At 55.9% G+C, this 15,788-nt stretch carries 15 protein-coding genes; 10 read left to right on the top strand and 5 right to left on the bottom strand.

Going from position 1 to position 15,788, the window contains the following annotated elements; all coding sequences use genetic code 11:
* Positions 1-109: 109 nt before the first annotated feature.
* Together CPA45_RS07445 and CPA45_RS07450 are read left to right on the top strand one after the other, a co-directional pair.
* Positions 110-1,309, top strand: coding sequence for an MFS transporter (locus CPA45_RS07445; RefSeq protein WP_096651019.1), 1,200 nt, complete (start codon positions 110-112; stop codon positions 1,307-1,309).
* 94 nt (positions 1,310-1,403) lie between these two features.
* Positions 1,404-1,646 (top strand): hypothetical protein, encoded by a 243-nt coding sequence (locus CPA45_RS07450; protein ID WP_096650934.1) that lies wholly within the window; start codon positions 1,404-1,406, stop codon positions 1,644-1,646.
* Between the two features lie 12 nt (positions 1,647-1,658).
* On the opposite strand, the gene CPA45_RS07455 is transcribed toward CPA45_RS07450, so the two are convergent.
* Positions 1,659-2,354: an extensin-like domain-containing protein gene (locus CPA45_RS07455; RefSeq protein ID WP_096650935.1), complete on the bottom strand. Its 696-nt coding sequence runs from the start codon at positions 2,352-2,354 to the stop codon at positions 1,659-1,661.
* A gap of 223 nt (positions 2,355-2,577) precedes the next feature.
* Here CPA45_RS07455 and gmk point away from each other — a divergent pair, with 223 nt between their 5' ends.
* From gmk to CPA45_RS07475, 4 genes are all read left to right on the top strand, one after another.
* Positions 2,578-3,210 (top strand): guanylate kinase, encoded by a 633-nt coding sequence (gene gmk, locus CPA45_RS07460; protein ID WP_096650936.1) that lies wholly within the window; start codon positions 2,578-2,580, stop codon positions 3,208-3,210.
* Positions 3,211-3,298: 88 nt separating this feature from the next.
* Positions 3,299-3,556 (top strand): DNA-directed RNA polymerase subunit omega, encoded by a 258-nt coding sequence (gene rpoZ / locus CPA45_RS07465; RefSeq protein WP_078089619.1) that lies wholly within the window; start codon positions 3,299-3,301, stop codon positions 3,554-3,556.
* A gap of 28 nt (positions 3,557-3,584) precedes the next feature.
* Positions 3,585-5,720, top strand: coding sequence for a RelA/SpoT family protein (locus CPA45_RS07470; RefSeq protein ID WP_096650937.1), 2,136 nt, complete (start codon positions 3,585-3,587; stop codon positions 5,718-5,720).
* A gap of 91 nt (positions 5,721-5,811) precedes the next feature.
* A complete protein-coding gene (locus CPA45_RS07475) occupies positions 5,812-6,201 on the top strand; it encodes a RidA family protein (RefSeq protein WP_096650938.1) in 390 nt (129 codons plus the stop codon).
* 50 nt (positions 6,202-6,251) lie between these two features.
* Here the strand turns inward: CPA45_RS07475 and CPA45_RS07480 are convergent, their stop codons facing one another.
* A complete protein-coding gene (locus CPA45_RS07480) occupies positions 6,252-6,893 on the bottom strand; it encodes a response regulator (protein ID WP_096650939.1) in 642 nt (213 codons plus the stop codon).
* Entirely contained in the window at positions 6,890-8,068 is a 1,179-nt protein-coding gene (locus tag CPA45_RS07485) for a sensor histidine kinase (protein WP_165771516.1), read from the bottom strand. Before CPA45_RS07485 ends, CPA45_RS07480 begins: the two co-directional genes overlap by 4 nt.
* 31 nt (positions 8,069-8,099) lie before the next feature.
* Between CPA45_RS07485 and CPA45_RS22810 the strand changes: the two genes are divergently transcribed.
* Both CPA45_RS22810 and CPA45_RS07490 read left to right on the top strand, forming a co-directional pair.
* The gene (locus CPA45_RS22810) at positions 8,100-8,744 is read left to right on the top strand and encodes a hypothetical protein (protein ID WP_165771517.1); all 645 of its coding nucleotides are present in this window, start codon (positions 8,100-8,102) and stop codon (positions 8,742-8,744) included.
* Positions 8,745-8,803: 59 nt separating this feature from the next.
* The gene (locus CPA45_RS07490; protein ID WP_244287549.1) at positions 8,804-9,337 is read left to right on the top strand and encodes an acyloxyacyl hydrolase; all 534 of its coding nucleotides are present in this window, start codon (positions 8,804-8,806) and stop codon (positions 9,335-9,337) included.
* Between the two features lie 38 nt (positions 9,338-9,375).
* On the opposite strand, the gene CPA45_RS07495 is transcribed toward CPA45_RS07490, so the two are convergent.
* The gene (locus tag CPA45_RS07495) at positions 9,376-10,254 is read right to left on the bottom strand and encodes an SDR family oxidoreductase (RefSeq protein ID WP_096650942.1); all 879 of its coding nucleotides are present in this window, start codon (positions 10,252-10,254) and stop codon (positions 9,376-9,378) included.
* 152 nt (positions 10,255-10,406) lie between these two features.
* Here CPA45_RS07495 and CPA45_RS07500 point away from each other — a divergent pair, with 152 nt between their 5' ends.
* Together CPA45_RS07500 and recG are read left to right on the top strand one after the other, a co-directional pair.
* Positions 10,407-11,336, top strand: coding sequence for a hydrogen peroxide-inducible genes activator (locus CPA45_RS07500; RefSeq protein WP_078090398.1), 930 nt, complete (start codon positions 10,407-10,409; stop codon positions 11,334-11,336).
* A complete protein-coding gene (gene recG, locus CPA45_RS07505) occupies positions 11,333-13,411 on the top strand; it encodes an ATP-dependent DNA helicase RecG (RefSeq protein WP_096650943.1) in 2,079 nt (692 codons plus the stop codon). Before CPA45_RS07500 ends, recG begins: the two co-directional genes overlap by 4 nt.
* A 10-nt stretch (positions 13,412-13,421) precedes the next feature.
* Here recG and yccS read toward each other — a convergent pair whose 3' ends face one another.
* Positions 13,422-15,629 carry a YccS family putative transporter gene (gene yccS / locus CPA45_RS07510; RefSeq protein ID WP_096650944.1) on the bottom strand — a complete coding sequence of 736 codons (2,208 nt, stop codon included), beginning with the start codon at positions 15,627-15,629 and terminating at the stop codon, positions 13,422-13,424.
* Positions 15,630-15,788 lie beyond the last annotated feature (159 nt).

Consider the following 15,788-nt stretch of genomic DNA (forward strand, 5'->3'; position numbering starts at 1 on the left):
TTTTTATGCGCGATGTATTTATACTTTCGTCTAGTCCTGCGATTATCCCCCTCTATCTAAGACCGTTTTGATGAGCTGGCGCTTTGCAGAAGCGCTTGGGGAGAGAGGTATGCAGGAGACGTCACTAGGCCAAGCGCGTAACCCGCGTTTGGCCGAATTCGTATTAGCGCTAGGTGGCTTTGGTATTGGCACTAGTGAATTTGTCATCATGGGCTTGATGAATCGCGTGGCGGAGGATTTATCCGTGACCGTTCCTCAGGTGGGCTACGCGATTAGTAGCTATGCCTTGGGGGTGGTGGTAGGCGCGCCGCTGATTTCTGCTTTGGCGGCGAGGGTGCCGAAACGAGCATTGCTAATTGCGTTGATGCTAGTGTTTGCCGTAGGCAATATTGCCAGCGCCATGGCGCCAGGGTTTTGGTCGTTTGTCGGCTTGCGTTTTCTAGCAGGATTACCCCATGGCGCTTACTTTGGTGTGGCGGCGCTGGTAGCTGCTGGGGCGGTGCCTATTGACCAGCGAGCGCGGGCTATTGCTAGAGTAATGATGGGCTTAACCGTGGCTATTTTGATCGGTGCACCGTTAGGTACCTGGGCCGGAAACCTGTTTGGCTGGCAAATTGCCTTCGCTGCGGTAGGCGCAATTGCACTGTTGACGGCGTTGTTGATCCGCCTGTGGGTACCGCTGCAGCCGTTTGATGCGCTAGCAAGCCCGTTACGCGAGCTTTCTGCTCTGGTGAAGCAGCGGGTATTGGTAACCGTAGCCATTGCCTGTATCGGTTGTGGCGGCATGTTCTCGATCTTTAGCTACGTGATGCCTACGCTGACTCAGCAGGCGGGAATGAGTGAGGCACTGGGGCCACTGGTGCTGGTCATCTTTGGCCTTGGCTCGATAGCCGGTAATTTGGTTGGCGGGCGTGCGGCAGATAAAAACCTGATGCGAACCATCCCCTTAACATTAGTGTGGTGCGCTGTTATCCAGGGGCTGTTCTATTTTGCCGCTAACAATGTTTGGACAGGACTTTTATTCGTTGGTCTAGTGGGGTCTAGCATGGCCCTGGCCCCTGCTCTACAAACCCGCTTGATGGACGTGGCGGGCGATGCTCAAACCATGGCCGCTTCGCTTAATCACGCGGCTTTTAATGGGGCTAATGCGCTGGGGGCATGGCTCGCTGGGTTGGCAATTAGTGCAGGCTTTAGTTGGTCGAGTACTGGGTTAGTAGGCACCGGGCTGGCACTGTGTGGGTTGGTGATTTTTGCCTGGGGACGATGGCTTGAAAAGCGAACATATGCAGTAGCACACTCCTTTAAGTGAGCTATTTCTAACACAAGGCCTAGAGGATTAAAGGTGGCGAAAGGCGTGTATTCTGCCTAGGTTGTAAGTGTGCTACCCATAAGGAGGTGACCCTATGCATACTCAAATAATGAAGACGCCACGCGTCTTAATCCTGAGTGCTATTGCTGCACTAACGCTAGCCTTGGCAGGCTGTGGCACGACCACTGGCGAGCGTACTGCTAGTGGTGCTGGCATTGGCGCGGCGGTAGGCGCAGGCGCTGCGGCGGCGACGGGCGGTAGCGTAACCAAAGGCGCTGTGATTGGTGGTGGCGTAGGTGCTGCTACCGGTGCCGCTACGGATATCCGCCTGGATTAACGATTAGGCGCCTTATCGGCAAAGCCTAAAGCCGCGCATGCCTAAATGGAAGTGGTCAGCATGCGCGGCGTTATAGTCTGGCCCTAACACATTGCCAAATACATCGCAGGCGCCATCTCTGGCCGCCCGTAGGAACTCTCCCGTTGCTCCGTCATTATCCCAGTGGTTGAGAAGTGTAATTTGCTGGCCATTCTCGAATCTAAACCCCGCTACATCCAATGCTTCAGCGGTAGCGTGCTCGCTTCGGCGACCGGACTCACGGCCATATACGTTGCGGCAGGCGAAGCTACCCAGATGATCTACCTGGGCGACACGGCTGCCCATAATCTCTTCAGCGGCGGGTTGCAGGGAGTGGCGTTCATACATCACCCAGGCCAATGCCAGTGGGCAAGTGGCGACAAAACTTTGATTGAAGCGAACACTGCTGGACTGCATACGTACTACGTTACTGAGTGGGCAGCTTGCAGTGGGTACGTAATCTGCCAAAGGGGTGTAACTAAGCTCGCTCTCTGGCACTGTGTTCAGCGCTGCCAAACAGGCCTCACGATTATCGTTCAAGCGTTTGAGCTTAAGCTGGGTAACGGGGGTGATAGGATCGTCAACATAAAGCGGTGCCCAGGGAGCCCAGTGGCGGGGAATTTCAATGATGCCCTGTTGTAATGCCACGCCTACGGCAATAAAGCATAAAATGATAAGCGCTCTACGCATGCTGATCTCCTTATCGCTCTGCGTGAAACCCTACAGCCCACGCCATGGGTGTGCGATACTGCGCACCATTCTAACGCCTGCGCTAAACTTGGCGATTGTTGTCAGCTGGTTTATTTTTGCCCGCTAAGTTGTTATTAGCGTGCTCTATTAACGTTGCGTTTATTTAACTTTTCGCTTTCGCTAATTTTTTCGCTAACTTTTTCGTTAACTAGGGAAGCGCTTCATGTCCCAGGGTACGCTTTTTATTGTGTCTGCCCCGTCGGGTGCTGGCAAAACCAGCTTGGTTCGTGAGTTAATCGAGAGCCTTGATGGTATTCAGGTATCGGTATCGCACACTACACGCGGTAAACGCGAAGGTGAAGTGGATGGCGTTAACTACCACTTTATTTCGGTGGCCGACTTCCAGGCGATGATCGAACATGGCGGTTTCTTTGAGTATGCCAAGGTCTTTGACAATTACTACGGCACCTCGCGCCAAGCGGTACAAACCCTGCTGGATGCAGGGCAGGATGTTATTTTAGAGATTGACTGGCAGGGCGCCCAGCAGGTGCGACAGCAAATGCCATCGGCGGTATCGATTTTTATTCTACCTCCGTCGCGCAGTGAGCTAGAACGCCGCCTCGCTAGCCGGGGTACCGATGAGCATGCAGTGATTGCGCGACGCATGCGCGATGCGGTTAGTGAAATGTCGCATTACGATGAATACGACTACTTGGTGATTAACGACGACTTCACAACCGCACTGCAAGAGCTGCAGTCGTTGGTGATCAGCCGCCGCTTAACCAGAGGCGTTATGCAGGAGCGTCACGCGCCGTTACTCGATGCGCTCTTGTCACAGGCGCCTAGCGTCGAGTAATCTATCAGGTCATATTGCCACTTTTTTCGCTGGGTCGGCGGCGTTGTTCAACAACGTCGGCCCAGCGTCGTCATTACAGGAAGACCCCATGGCTCGCGTAACCGTCGAAGATTGTCTGGAAAATGTTGAAAATCGCTTCAAGCTGGTGATGATTTCCACCCAGCGCGCGCGCCAGCTGGCTCGCGGTTCCCGTGATGCGCAACTACCCTGGGAAAACGATAAGCCCACTGTTATGGCTCTGCGCGAAATCGCTGCGGGCCTAGTTGATCACACGGTGCTGGATGAGCCGGTTGAAGCCCCCGTGCGTACGCGCCCCGCGATGGCGCCTACTCATATCGACGACTAAGGTTAAGAACCGATTAGGGGCGCGGTAAATGTTCACCATTGATGACCTTGCCGATCGACTCGGCGGCTATTTACCACCGGACGAGATCCAGCAGGTCAAGCGCGCCTTCTACTACGCTGAGCAGGCCCATGATGGTCAGCGCCGCCGCTCAGGCGAGCCTTACGTTACCCATCCGCTGGCAGTCGCCAATATTCTCGCGAACATGCATATGGATCATCAAAGCCTGATGGCGGCCATGCTGCATGATGTGATTGAAGACACCGGCGTCTCGAAAAATGCCTTGGCTGCACAGTTTGGCAAGCCGGTAGCTGAGCTGGTGGATGGGGTCTCCAAACTGACCCAAATCACCTTTGAAGATAAAGCCGTCGCTCAGGCGGAAAACTTTCAAAAAATGGTGTTAGCGATGTCGCGGGATATCCGTGTCATCATTGTTAAGCTGGCTGACCGGCTGCATAACATGCGTACGCTGGGTGCGCTAAGGCCCGACAAGAAGCGCCGTATTGCCCGCGAAACACTAGAAATTTACGCCCGCATTGCTGGGCGGTTGGGTATCAATACTATTCGTATTGAACTAGAAGACCTCTCTTTCCAAGCTATTCACCCCATGCGTGCTGAGCGTATTAAGCGTGCCGTGGCCAGTGCACGTGGCAATCGCCGTAGTGCCATGCGGGAAATCCAGTCGTCACTTCAACAGAGTTTGGACGACGAGGCGTTGAAAGGGACGGTGGTAGGCCGCCAGAAGCATCTATTATCGATATACAAAAAGATGCGTGATCAGCGCAAGCCGTTCGCAGAAATCATGGATGTATTCGGTTTTCGGATCATCACCGAGGACGTTGCCAGTTGCTACCGTATCCTGGGCGTAGTGCATAACCTGTATAAACCGGTGCCTGGGCGGTTTAAAGATTACATCGCAATACCTAAGGCAAATGGCTATCAGAGCCTGCACACTACGCTATTTGGCCAGCGGGGCATGCCCATCGAGGTGCAGATACGCACCCGCGAAATGGAAGCCATGGCCAATAATGGTATTGCCGCCCACTGGCTTTATAAAGCAGGGCAAACGGATCACCCCATTGCTGAGGGAAGCCATGCCCGCGCCCGCGCCTGGGTAAAAGGGTTGCTGGAGATGCAGCGCCACGCAGGGGATTCGCTGGAATTTATTGAGCACGTTAAAAACGACCTGTTCCCCGATGATATCTACGTGTTCACGCCCAAAGGCGACATCATGGAGTTGCCCCAGGGGGCTACGGTGATCGACTTTGCCTACAGCGTGCATACCGATATTGGCAACAACTGTATAGCCTGTCGTATCGACCGCCACTTGGCACCGCTTTCCACCCGCCTTGAAAGCGGCCAAACCCTGGAAATTATCACCGCTCCAGGAGCACGGCCTAATCTAGCGTGGCTGAACTTTGTGACCACTGCCAAGGCACGTTCGGCTATTCGGCATGCACTTAAGCACCAGCAGCAAGCCGAAGCGATTATGTTGGGCCGCCGACTGTTGAATAAGGCGCTGACACCCTTTGAAACTAGCTTGGAAGAGCTGGACGAGAGCGTGTTTGGTCAAGCCTTTCGCGAGCTGGACGTTACCTCTCTGGATGCGTTGTTGGAGTCGCTTGGGCTAGGCAATCGGATGGCGCACGTGGTTGCTCGCCGCTTAGTCGATGTGGCGCATGGTGGCGACCAACGAGATCAGGTGATCACAGAAGGTAACGATAAAGCTGTGGTGATTAGCGGTAGTGAAGGCATGGTGATTAATTTTGCCCGCTGTTGCCACCCGCTGCCCGGAGATCCTGTAGTCGGCCACCTTTCTGTAGGTAAAGGGCTGGTGGTGCACCGTAGTGAGTGTAGAAACCTCACTGACTTGAAAAACGACCCTGAAAAGTTGTTTGCCCTTGAGTGGTCTGAGAGTATCGACGACGATTTCCCCGTTGCGCTACGCATTGAAATCGAAAGCCGCCGTGGGCTGGTTGCTGAACTGGCTGGGTTGGTTACCGATGCCGACGCTAATATTGAGCGTATCGGTATCGAAGAGCGCGACGCCCGACTCTCTACGGTTAATTTAACGCTATCGGTCAAAGGGCGTGTTCACCTTGCCCGTATTATTAAGCGAATCCGCAATTTACCTAACGTTGGCAAAATCACTCGAATGGCGAATTAATAGCCTTTAACAGTGTCTGCTGGCTAACGGCTGGCTGCATTGTCTATGGGCAAAAATAATCACTATTGAACCATTAAGGAGTACGAGCACTATGAGCAATAAAGCTGTTATCAATACCGATAAAGCTCCTGCCGCCATTGGCCCCTATTCCCAAGCGATTAAGGCTGGTAATACTGTTTATCTGTCGGGCCAGATTCCGTTGAACCCAGAGACTATGGAAATGGTCTCTGAGGACTTTGAAACTCAGGCTCGCCAAGTATTTATCAACTTGCAAGCAGTGTGTGAAGAAGCCGCTGGTTCACTTGGCGATATTGTTAAGCTCAACCTCTACTTGGTTGATTTAGATAACTTTGCGATTGTTAATAAGGTGATGGAGGAGTTCTTCTCTCAGCCGTTCCCTGCCCGCGCAGCCGTGGGTGTAAAGGCGTTGCCCAAGGGCAGCCAGGTAGAAGCTGACGCTGTGATGGTGATTGGCGACTAAATATTTTTAGGTGTGCTGGTGCGCTCGCCTATGCTTGGCCCTTGCTCGCGTCAAATCCAGCCCAGCTCGATGCCGCGTAGCACCGCACGCACCCGGTCGCGTACGCCCAGCTTGGAAAGAATGCTCGAAACCTGATTCTTCATTGTTCCCTCGGCAGTACCCAGGGCCAGCGCCACCTCGCGGTTGTTGAGCCCACTGGCCAGCAGGCGCAGGATCTCGGTTTCTCGCACGGTCAGCTGGCAAGGCGGATCGAGGCAGTCGAATTCGGACACCGCCTGGCGGACGCCGGCCAGCACCCGTTCGGTAATCGAGGGACGGATGGCCGTGCCTCCCGCGGCGACATGCCGGATATCATCGGCCAGCTGTTCCAGCGAGATATCCTTGAGCAGAAAGCCGCGAGCCCCGGCACGGATGCCGGCAAGCAGCGCCTCGTCATCGTCGAAGGTGGTCAACAGGATGGTCGCCGGCAACCGCTTCTCCGCGCTCAAACGGGTCAGAACCTCAATGCCGCTCATGACGGGCATACGTACGTCCAGCAGCATCACATCGGGTTCTCTGGCGGCAACCAGCGCCATGGCTTCCTCTCCACTCGCTGCCTCGCCGACCATTTCGATATCGTGCGTGAGTCCCAGTAGCCCGGCGATGCCACTGCGCACCAGATGCTGATCGTCGACCAGAAGAACTCGAATCATGCTTTTCCCCCCACCATAGGCAGCCGCAATCCAACCTGACAGCCTGCACCCAGCCGCGCTTCGATCGCCAGACTGCCGCCGACCTCCTCGGCCCTTTCACGCATCCCCGTGAGCCCATTGCCGGGCATGATCCTGGCGGCGCCACGGCCGTCATCGACGATGCAGACGTTAATATCGCCGGCCTTGCACGCCACGCTGATCTCGATCTTGTGTGCATTGGCATGGCGTAGGGCATTGGAAAGCGCCTCCTGCACACTGCGGAAGATTACATGTGCCAGGGCCGGATCGTGCACTTTGCAGCGGGGATCGTAGCGCAATTTGATGCAGGGCTCGGGTATCCCAGAGCAAAGCGTCTGCAAGCTGCGAGAGAGGTCGATCGGCACAGCAAGGCGCTCGCGCTCGATCGTTCTCCTTACTTCCTGATAGAGCTCCTTGGCGATGTCTCGCGCGGTGTGCACCGAGGTCATCATGCCCTCTGGCTGGCGCATGGCAAGTTCCAGATGCAGGTTCAATGCCGCCAAGTGATGGCCGAGCCCGTCGTGCATGTCGCGGGAGATGCGCAGACGTTCGCTGGCGCGCGCGCTATCCGCCAGTAGCTGACGAGTGGCTGTGAGTTCGGCGTGGGCCTTGGCCAGCCGGTAACGTTGGCGGCGTTCGGACATGGCCATGTAACCCAGGCAGAAGGCGAATAACTGCCAGAAGAAAAACATCAGGAGTGCCATTCCCAGCAGGCTCACCAGGCTGATGACCGGCAACTCCATACCGGCCAGCTCGGCCGCTATGAGAACAGCCTCCATCGGGTCCGCCGTTATCAGGATCACACCCCACAATAGTGCCTTGAGCAGAGCTTGGGCCAGTAACCAGGCAAATGCCAGAGACAAGGGGTAGAGGAAGGGGAGCTGAGCGGCCACGATCAACAGCAGCTCCTCATTGAACATCAGACCGATGCCGATCTGGGCGGCCAGCACCCAGCGCGTTCTGCTCTGGCGGTAGGCATGTGGTGCCGTCGCTAGACAGAACGCCGCGACGAAGATGACGAAGCCGGTCAGAACCAACGCTTCGCTGAAAATTAGTGTCGCCACCGTGTCACCGAACCATTGGCGCACCAAGGTCTCTCCACTTAGCGTGAGGATCAGCTCGTTTTCCGTGGATAGTGCTTCCTGTACACGGTCCAAGACATAGATCGCCACACAGGCGATTAGGCAAATGGCGCGAAACAATCCGGTCGGAGAAGCGAAGAAGCGTACGAAGGCATGCCACCCCGCGAGGATTCCATGGCGCCAGTCCGATATCGATGATACGGCACTCATCCGACAGTTCTCCTGGTCTACTGGCTTGCCTCTACCTCCCTGTGAGGCACTGCGTCTAGGAATAAACGCTGGGACCACTGAGTTTAAAACGGACCGCACCCTGGAGGGGAACGAGTACGAACTCAAGCACAAGCAGCGCACTGCTATCGAGGCGCTGGTCGACTGGTATCCCATGATGGGCAGCGGTTTTCGTGTGAGCGGTGGCTTGCTGTTCGCCAACCCCGAAACACGCCTTGAGGGCAGGCGCGACAGCCAGGGTGGCTATACCATCAATGGCACGCGATACTCCTCAGTGGAAGTGGGCGACCTACGAGGCAAGGTGGAACACAATTGGGTCGCGCCCTACCTCGGGCTGGGCTGGAGTCGTCCTCGGCCTCGCGGCCGGGCTGACGCTTTACCAGCGACTTGGGCGTCGCCTACTATGGCAGCGGCAGCCCTACGCTGGAGGCCTCGCGGAGCGGCAGTAATAGCGATTTACGCGCCGATCTGCGTGCCGAGAGCGATCGGCTTTCGCTGGAGAAGCAGGACGAGTTCGGCCTGAGTGTGTCGATCGGTGCCGCCTATACCTTCTGACGCAGGCAAAATGTCGTGGCTGACACCTTGGCAGGGAATAATCATATGCAACGAATTTCGCTTCGACGCCTGGCCGCTGCGCTGCTGCCGGGTATTATTCTGTTGAGCGCCCCAGTGATGAGCCAAGCCGACGGCTACATTATGCTGGGTGCTACCAGCAAGGGCGCTCCGGCCATGAGCCTGGGGCTGGATCGCACCTTCGACCTTGCTCGCTGGCATCCGCAGCTGACGTTAAGGCTTGGCAGTGGGGTATTGCTACTGCTGGGTGATGATGGCGACGATAACGCCGCCTGGACGCTGACCCCGGCCCTACGCTGGAGTTTCGCCGGTGAACGCGGGGTGTTCGCCGAGGCTGGCATCGGTGCTGCGCTGTTCCTCAACACCCGCCATGAGGAGCGCCATCTCTCCACCGCTTTCCAGTTCGAAGACCGCCTCGCCTTCGGCATGGCACTGGGCAGAGGCGAACTCTCGGCCAGCCTGATCCACTACTCTAACGCGGGGATCAAACGGCCGAACAACGGCTTCGAGATCCTATCACTCGGCTACCGCCACTCTTTCTAACAGCGTAGCGCTGGGCGCTTAACGCCTAGCGTCATCGCCTATGCCTGGGTGGGCAGAAAGCCGCCCTCCTTGAGTACCTGGGCATAGCCCTCTTTATAGCTTGGATAGCGGAATTCATAACCGGTTTCACGAATACGGCTGTTATCGCAGCGTTTGCTGGTTCGGCGGCGCAGTGGTGACTGCATGGTCTCGGTAGATTCTACTTTCAGCTGCTTGGCTAACCATGCCATCACGTTGTGCATCGTAACTGGCTCGCAGTCGCTGCCCAGGTAGAGCTCGGCAAGGGGATTGCCGTTCTCTTGGTAGCGAATTAAGTGCGCCAGAATACCGGTGCAGTCGTCGCGGTGAATGCGGTTGGAGTAGATCACTGGTGTAACGGCAGCTATGCGGCCTTCTGCCGCTTGATGTATCAAACGGTCACGGCCAGGACCGTAAATACCGGAAAAGCGGACCACGGTACCCGGTAGCGAGTGGTTAAGCAGCGCCTGTTCTGCTTCGCACATCAGGTTGCCTGAAAAGCTAGTCGACTCAGTGGGGCTTGCTTCGTTGACCACTTCACCTTCTTGCTGACCGTATACGCTGGTTGATGAGACGAAGAAAATACGCCGTGGCGGTGTTTTATGCTGCTCTAACACGCCCAGTACGCGCTTCATGCCTTCGGGGTAAGCGCTTTGATAGGCGCTCTCCTCAAAGCGGTCGGCACTAACGGTGTAAACAACGTAGTCCGCTTGAGGCAGTGCCGAGGCGCTGGCTCCTTCGAGGTCGTTGAGATCAAGCGCTAGCGGTTCAATACCGCTACCCTGTAAGGCATCAGCTTGGCGGCGCATACCGATGACGCGATGCCCCTCGCTGAGTAGTTCGCGACCTAAGGTAATACCGATGTCACCGCAGCCGATAATCAGTACAGTTAGCTTCACCTTGCGTACTCCCTTGATAAATATTCCCTATCAGATACAAAGTCCCTATGAGATGTGGCATCGTCAATAGGGCTTGTTTGTCCTTTCCATCCCGTTAAGCGTCACTATTATTAGTCACAAGCTGCTACGAGAGGATGCCAACCGGCACCGTTATGACTTTAACAGAACTTCGCTACATCGTAACCCTCGCTCAAGAGCGCCATTTTGGGCGGGCCGCAGAGCGCTGCCATGTTTCTCAACCAACGCTATCTGTGGCGGTGAAAAAACTTGAAGAGGAGCTTGATACACCGCTCTTCGAACGCTCTAAATCAACCGTTCAGGTCACCCCATTAGGGGAAAAAATAGTTGCCCAGGCACAGCGGGTGCTTGAGCAAAGCAGCCTGATTTATGAAATGGCTAGCGCTGGAAAAGACCAGTTGGCTAACCCGCTGCGCATAGGCGCCATCTACACCATAGGGCCTTATCTGTTTCCCCATTTGGTCCCAGCACTGGCCAATGCTGCGCCGCAAATGCCGCTATATATCGAAGAGGGCATGACCGGGGCTTTGCGCGCCAAGCTGCGCAGTGGTGAACTGGATGTGATAATTGTTGCACTACCGTTTACTGAAACAGATGTGGTTACTAAGCCCATTTATGATGAACATTTTGAAGTGCTGATTCCTGCCAGCCATCGTTGGGTAGAGCGAGACGCTATACACAAAGAAGACCTGCTGGAAGAACGACTATTGCTGCTGGGGGAAGGGCACTGTTTCCGCGACCAGATTTTAGAGGCCTGTCCAGCGATTACCCAGAAGCTCAACAGCCCTAACAATACCCTGATTGCTGAAGGTGGCTCGCTAGAAACCATTCGCCATATGGTGGCCTCAAAGCTGGGAATTACGGTACTGCCACAGTCCGCGCTGGGTACCGACCAGTATGAAAACGCTATGCTAGTTAGCCGTCCTTTTGTCGACCCTGCACCATCGCGCACGGTAGCTATTGCGTGGCGGGCAAGCTTTCCCCGTCCTAAAGCCATTGATGCGCTCACCAAGGCCATTAGCCAGTGCAGGCAGCCGACACACACGACAAACGTGGCCTCATGAGCGATCTCTCTTCACCAGTTACCGCGCTAAAAGGAGTGGGCGAAGCGCTAGCAGTTAAGTTGGCTCGGCTGGGCATTGAACGCATCAGCGACCTAGTGTTTCACCTGCCGCTGCGTTATCAAGACCGCACGCGGCTAACGCCTATCGGTTTACTAAGGGCGGGCCATGAGGCTGTGGTGGAGGGTGAAGTGACCGCCAGTGACGTTGTAAAAGGGCGCAGGCGCAGTCTACTGATACGCCTACGCGATGGCAGTGGCATTTTAAGCCTGCGCTTTTTCCATTTTTCCCCTGCTCAGCAGCAACAGCTACGCCCTGGAGTAACGGTACGCGCCTTTGGCGAAGCGCGAGCAGGAGCAACAGGGTTGGAAATTTATCACCCGGAGTATCGGCTAAGTGGCGGTAGCGAAACCCCGGTGGAGGAGTACTACACGCCGATTTACCCCACTACCGAAGGATTGCATCAAACCCGCCTGCGCGCACTTACCCAGCAGGCGCTGGGCATTTTAGCGCAAACACCGGAAGTGCTACCGGATGTTATACCCGACACGCTGCGTCAGCGGTTTGGCCTTCCAGGCCTGCATGCTAGCTTGCAGCTATTGCACCAGCCGCCGCCGGAGGCCGATTTAGAGCAGCTTGCTCATGGCCACCACCCTGCGACGCGTAGGCTTGCCTTGGAAGAGTTGCTAGCCCACCAACTTAGCCTGCGGGAGGTGCGCCTGCGCATTCAGGCGGATGGTGCGCCAGAGCTGCCGTCCGGGCGCAACCTGCAAACCCGCTTCTTAGCTCAGTTGCCGTTTGCCCTCACCGGCGCTCAGCGGCGGGTGCTGGAAGAAATTGCTCTCGACCTTGCTCGCCCGGCACCCATGCTGCGACTAGTACAAGGGGATGTAGGCTCTGGGAAGACGGTGGTGGCTGCCATGGCAGCACTATCGGCGCTGGCAGGCAACTGCCAGGCGGCGATGATGGCACCAACGGAGATCCTTGCCGAGCAGCACTACCGGGCTTTTAAGGCGTGGTTTGAACCGTTGGGTATTGAGGTAGCGTGGTTGGCGGGTAAGCTCAAAGGTAAAGCCCGATTAGATACCAAAGCGGCGATTGCTGATGGCCGTGCACGCATGGTGGTGGGCACCCATGCGTTGTTCCAGGCCGATGTGCACTTTCAGTGTCTGGGGTTGGCGATCATTGATGAACAGCATCGCTTTGGCGTGCACCAACGCTTGGCGCTGCGGGAAAAGGGTGAAGCTGGCGGACTAACACCGCATCAGTTGATCATGACCGCCACCCCCATCCCTCGTACCCTGGCGATGAGTGCCTACGCCGATTTAGATGTTTCGGTAATTGATGAGCTACCGCCGGGGCGCACGCCGGTTAAAACGGTGGTGGTTTCGGATGAGCGCCGCCCCGAGGTGGTTGAGCGCATTCGCAATGCGTGTAGCGATGGTCGCCAAGCTTACTGGGTGTGCACGCTGATTGAAGAGTCGGAGGCACTACAGTGTCAGGCTGCGGAAGTGACACGCGATGAGTTGACCCAAGCACTGCCCGAGTTGGCGGTAGGATTAGTGCATGGACGGATGAAATCGAGTGAGAAAGCTGAGGTGATGACCGCCTTTAAGGCAGGTGAGTTAGACCTGCTGGTAGCCACCACGGTGATCGAAGTGGGTGTGGACGTGCCTAACGCCAGCCTGATGATTATCGAAAACCCTGAGCGTCTGGGGCTTTCTCAGCTTCATCAGCTACGCGGTCGCGTGGGGCGTGGTAGCACGGAAAGCTTCTGTGTACTGCTTTATCATCCTCCGTTGTCGAAGAGTTCCCGCCAGCGCTTAGCGGTTATGCGCGAAACCACCGATGGTTTCAGAATCGCTGAGAAAGACTTGGAGATTCGTGGCCCCGGTGAAGTGCTTGGCACCCGCCAAACCGGCCTGGCGCAGATGAAAATTGCTGACCTAGAGCGCGATGCTGACTTGCTAGAGCGAGTGACCGCCTTGGCTCAAGCACTGCAGGGCGATACCGATGTCACCACCGTGCTAGTGCGCCGTTGGCTTGGTGAAGCAGCTGGCCGCTACGGGCAGGTGTAGCGGCGTTTTGCTATGTGGTGCTGGGGGTTGTTGGCGCAGCCCCTGTTGGTGAGCGGGCTAAGCGGCTGGCAGCATCGCCCAGTGGGCCGAGCTGTCCGGCAATCAGGCGTAGTTGACTTTGGATCGGTCGATAAAGCGTGACGGCATTTTCATCGGAGGTTGTGTGCTGTTCTTCCATTTGCGCTAGCAATTCATTGGCAGGGGCAGCTAACGAGGTGATGGGCAGGCGTTTATCCAGCTGTTCTGCTAGCTGCTCCAAAAGGGCGCTGATGCGCTTGGCAAGTGGTACTAGGGCGGCATCCTCCTCTTCTTCTGTCAGCCTGTGCCGATGCGCCCCCAGGGCCGATAAATGACTGAGTAGCGTATTGGAAAGTACTAAAAAGCGTAGACCATTATCAGCATCCTGCTTTCGGTAGTGGCCAGGCTCATGGAGCATATTGGTTAGTAGCGTTGACAGCGCTGCATCGGCGTTATGAGCGTTGCGGCGGGCCAGACGGTAGGTCAAGTCGTCCTGTTTGCCCTCTTCGTACTGGTGAACAATTTCGTCTAAATAACGGCGTTGGTTAGTCAGCACTTTGGCAGCTTCCCGGTAGAGCCTGCGCCCCTGCCAGTCGGGAAGTATAAAAAATACCGCCAGCCCTGCGATTAGCGAACCAATCAATGTATCAAACAGACGTGGCCAGATCAGATCAAAGCCGTCACCAACTTGGTTAAAGCTGCACAGCACCAATAGGGTGATCGACGCAGTGGCGATCACGTAGTGTTTCTCGCGGTTAGCAAAAAACGAAACGCCCGCCGCTACCGCAATCATGCTTTGCACCAGTGGCTGAGGGAACAGGCTAATCGACACCCAGCCTGCTGTTAGCCCCAGCACTGTGCCCACTATCCGCTGGGAGAGAAAACGCCGTGTGGTGGCGAAGTTTGGGCGACAGACAAACAGTGTGGTGAGCAAAATCCAGAAACCTTGCTCTGGGTCGAGCCACTGCAGCAACCCATAGCCTGCCACCAGCGCGGTGGTTAGGCGTACTGCATGGCGAAAAGTCGGTGATCCCAGGGTGAAATTCAGCCGTACGCGTCTCCAGGCTTCCAGGAGACTAGAGGGCGAGCGGTCGAAGAGAGTACTGTCCCGGCGTGCGTCATTGCTATCTGGATTGTGGGCGCTGGCTATCTGCTCTTCTAATGTTGAGAGGTTGTTTGCCAAGGCGTTGAGTGGCTGCATCAATGGCCGCCACTCGGGTTTGCCACGTTCGCTTAGGTTATCGATAGAGGCGCGCAGGTCAGCAAGTGCTTGCTCACTTAGCTGGTGATCGAACGGGCGGTTGAGCAGTAGCGATTTTGCCAGTTGTCGGCAGGCGCGGCCTTGCTGGTCGAGCAGTCGCTGGCAGCGAAACAGTACGTCGTGGTGAAAAAACGCTTCAGTAAGTGCGCTGTAGGGATAGTGGGTTGAGCTTGCCCGCTCGTGGATATCCTGGGCGATAAAGTAGATTCGCAGGTAACGATTAAGTTTACGACTGCCACGCTGACCTTCCAAACGGCGGAAAATCATCTCCTTAGCCTGGTTAAGAGCATCGACCACAAGGCCGTTCTGGCGCGCCAGCGCTAACCGGCGAGCCTCAACATCTACTCCGCGTACCGGTTCAAACAGGGCCGATTTAAGAATCAAAAACTCACCCAGGGTCTTATAGACCCGCGCCATGCTTTGCTTCACCGGCTGGCGGGAGAACAGCGTGCACCAGATGACGGAAATTACCCCATACCAAGCTGCCCCGGCCAGTAAGAGTAGCTGGCGGGCTGCTACATCCTCATCTACGCCGCCATGCTGCTCGATATTGATCATCGAGTAGATCGATAAAATCAATGTGCCTGAGGCAATAGTGGCGTAACGCTGCCCAATGGCGCCGAGCATAATCAAAGTGAAGGTAGAGAGCGCCAACCCAAGAGCAAATAACCACGGCCAGGGGAATAGCCACTGCACTACAAACGACGCTGAGGTAAAACATACCAGTGTTACTGCAAGGGCTTGTAAACGCCCCTGCCAACTGTCATCGGTTTCTGAAAGTGCGCAGGCAATAATGCCCAGGAATAGCGGGATCACCAGCGCGACATCACCCGCAGCACCACTAAATAGCAGCGCTCCGCTAAAGGCGATAAACACCCGCAGGCTATAGGCAAATTTATCCAGTGTCCAAAGACGCCGTAGCGGCAACGAAATAGGCATAGGGGCTTCTTATAGGCAGTTGTTAGACTTTGGTATAATGAGGTAGTGTAGAGGGTGATGGTGCCCTATGTCGCTACCTACCCTTTCAACGCTTGGTAACTGGTAACTGGTAACTGGTAACTGGTAACTGGTAACTGGTAACTGGTAACTTCAACTGCG

Origin of the sequence: Vreelandella nigrificans (assembly GCF_002374315.1) — a bacterium.
GTDB classification, from domain to species: domain Bacteria; phylum Pseudomonadota; class Gammaproteobacteria; order Pseudomonadales; family Halomonadaceae; genus Vreelandella; species Vreelandella nigrificans.

Bases quoted from the DNA above. Each gene is read 5' to 3' on its own strand.
- CPA45_RS07445 (WP_096651019.1), top strand. From the start codon at position 110: ATGCAGGAGACGTCACTAGGCCAAGCGCGTAACCCGCGTTTGGCCGAA.
- CPA45_RS07450 (WP_096650934.1), top strand. From the start codon at position 1,404: ATGCATACTCAAATAATGAAGACGCCACGCGTCTTAATCCTGAGTGCT.
- CPA45_RS07455 (WP_096650935.1), bottom strand. From the start codon at position 2,354: ATGCGTAGAGCGCTTATCATTTTATGCTTTATTGCCGTAGGCGTGGCA.
- gmk (WP_096650936.1), top strand. From the start codon at position 2,578: ATGTCCCAGGGTACGCTTTTTATTGTGTCTGCCCCGTCGGGTGCTGGC.
- rpoZ (WP_078089619.1), top strand. From the start codon at position 3,299: ATGGCTCGCGTAACCGTCGAAGATTGTCTGGAAAATGTTGAAAATCGC.
- CPA45_RS07470 (WP_096650937.1), top strand. From the start codon at position 3,585: ATGTTCACCATTGATGACCTTGCCGATCGACTCGGCGGCTATTTACCA.
- CPA45_RS07475 (WP_096650938.1), top strand. From the start codon at position 5,812: ATGAGCAATAAAGCTGTTATCAATACCGATAAAGCTCCTGCCGCCATT.
- CPA45_RS07480 (WP_096650939.1), bottom strand. From the start codon at position 6,893: ATGATTCGAGTTCTTCTGGTCGACGATCAGCATCTGGTGCGCAGTGGC.
- CPA45_RS22810 (WP_165771517.1), top strand. From the start codon at position 8,100: ATGGCGCGAAACAATCCGGTCGGAGAAGCGAAGAAGCGTACGAAGGCA.
- CPA45_RS07500 (WP_078090398.1), top strand. From the start codon at position 10,407: ATGACTTTAACAGAACTTCGCTACATCGTAACCCTCGCTCAAGAGCGC.
- recG (WP_096650943.1), top strand. From the start codon at position 11,333: ATGAGCGATCTCTCTTCACCAGTTACCGCGCTAAAAGGAGTGGGCGAA.
- yccS (WP_096650944.1), bottom strand. From the start codon at position 15,629: ATGCCTATTTCGTTGCCGCTACGGCGTCTTTGGACACTGGATAAATTT.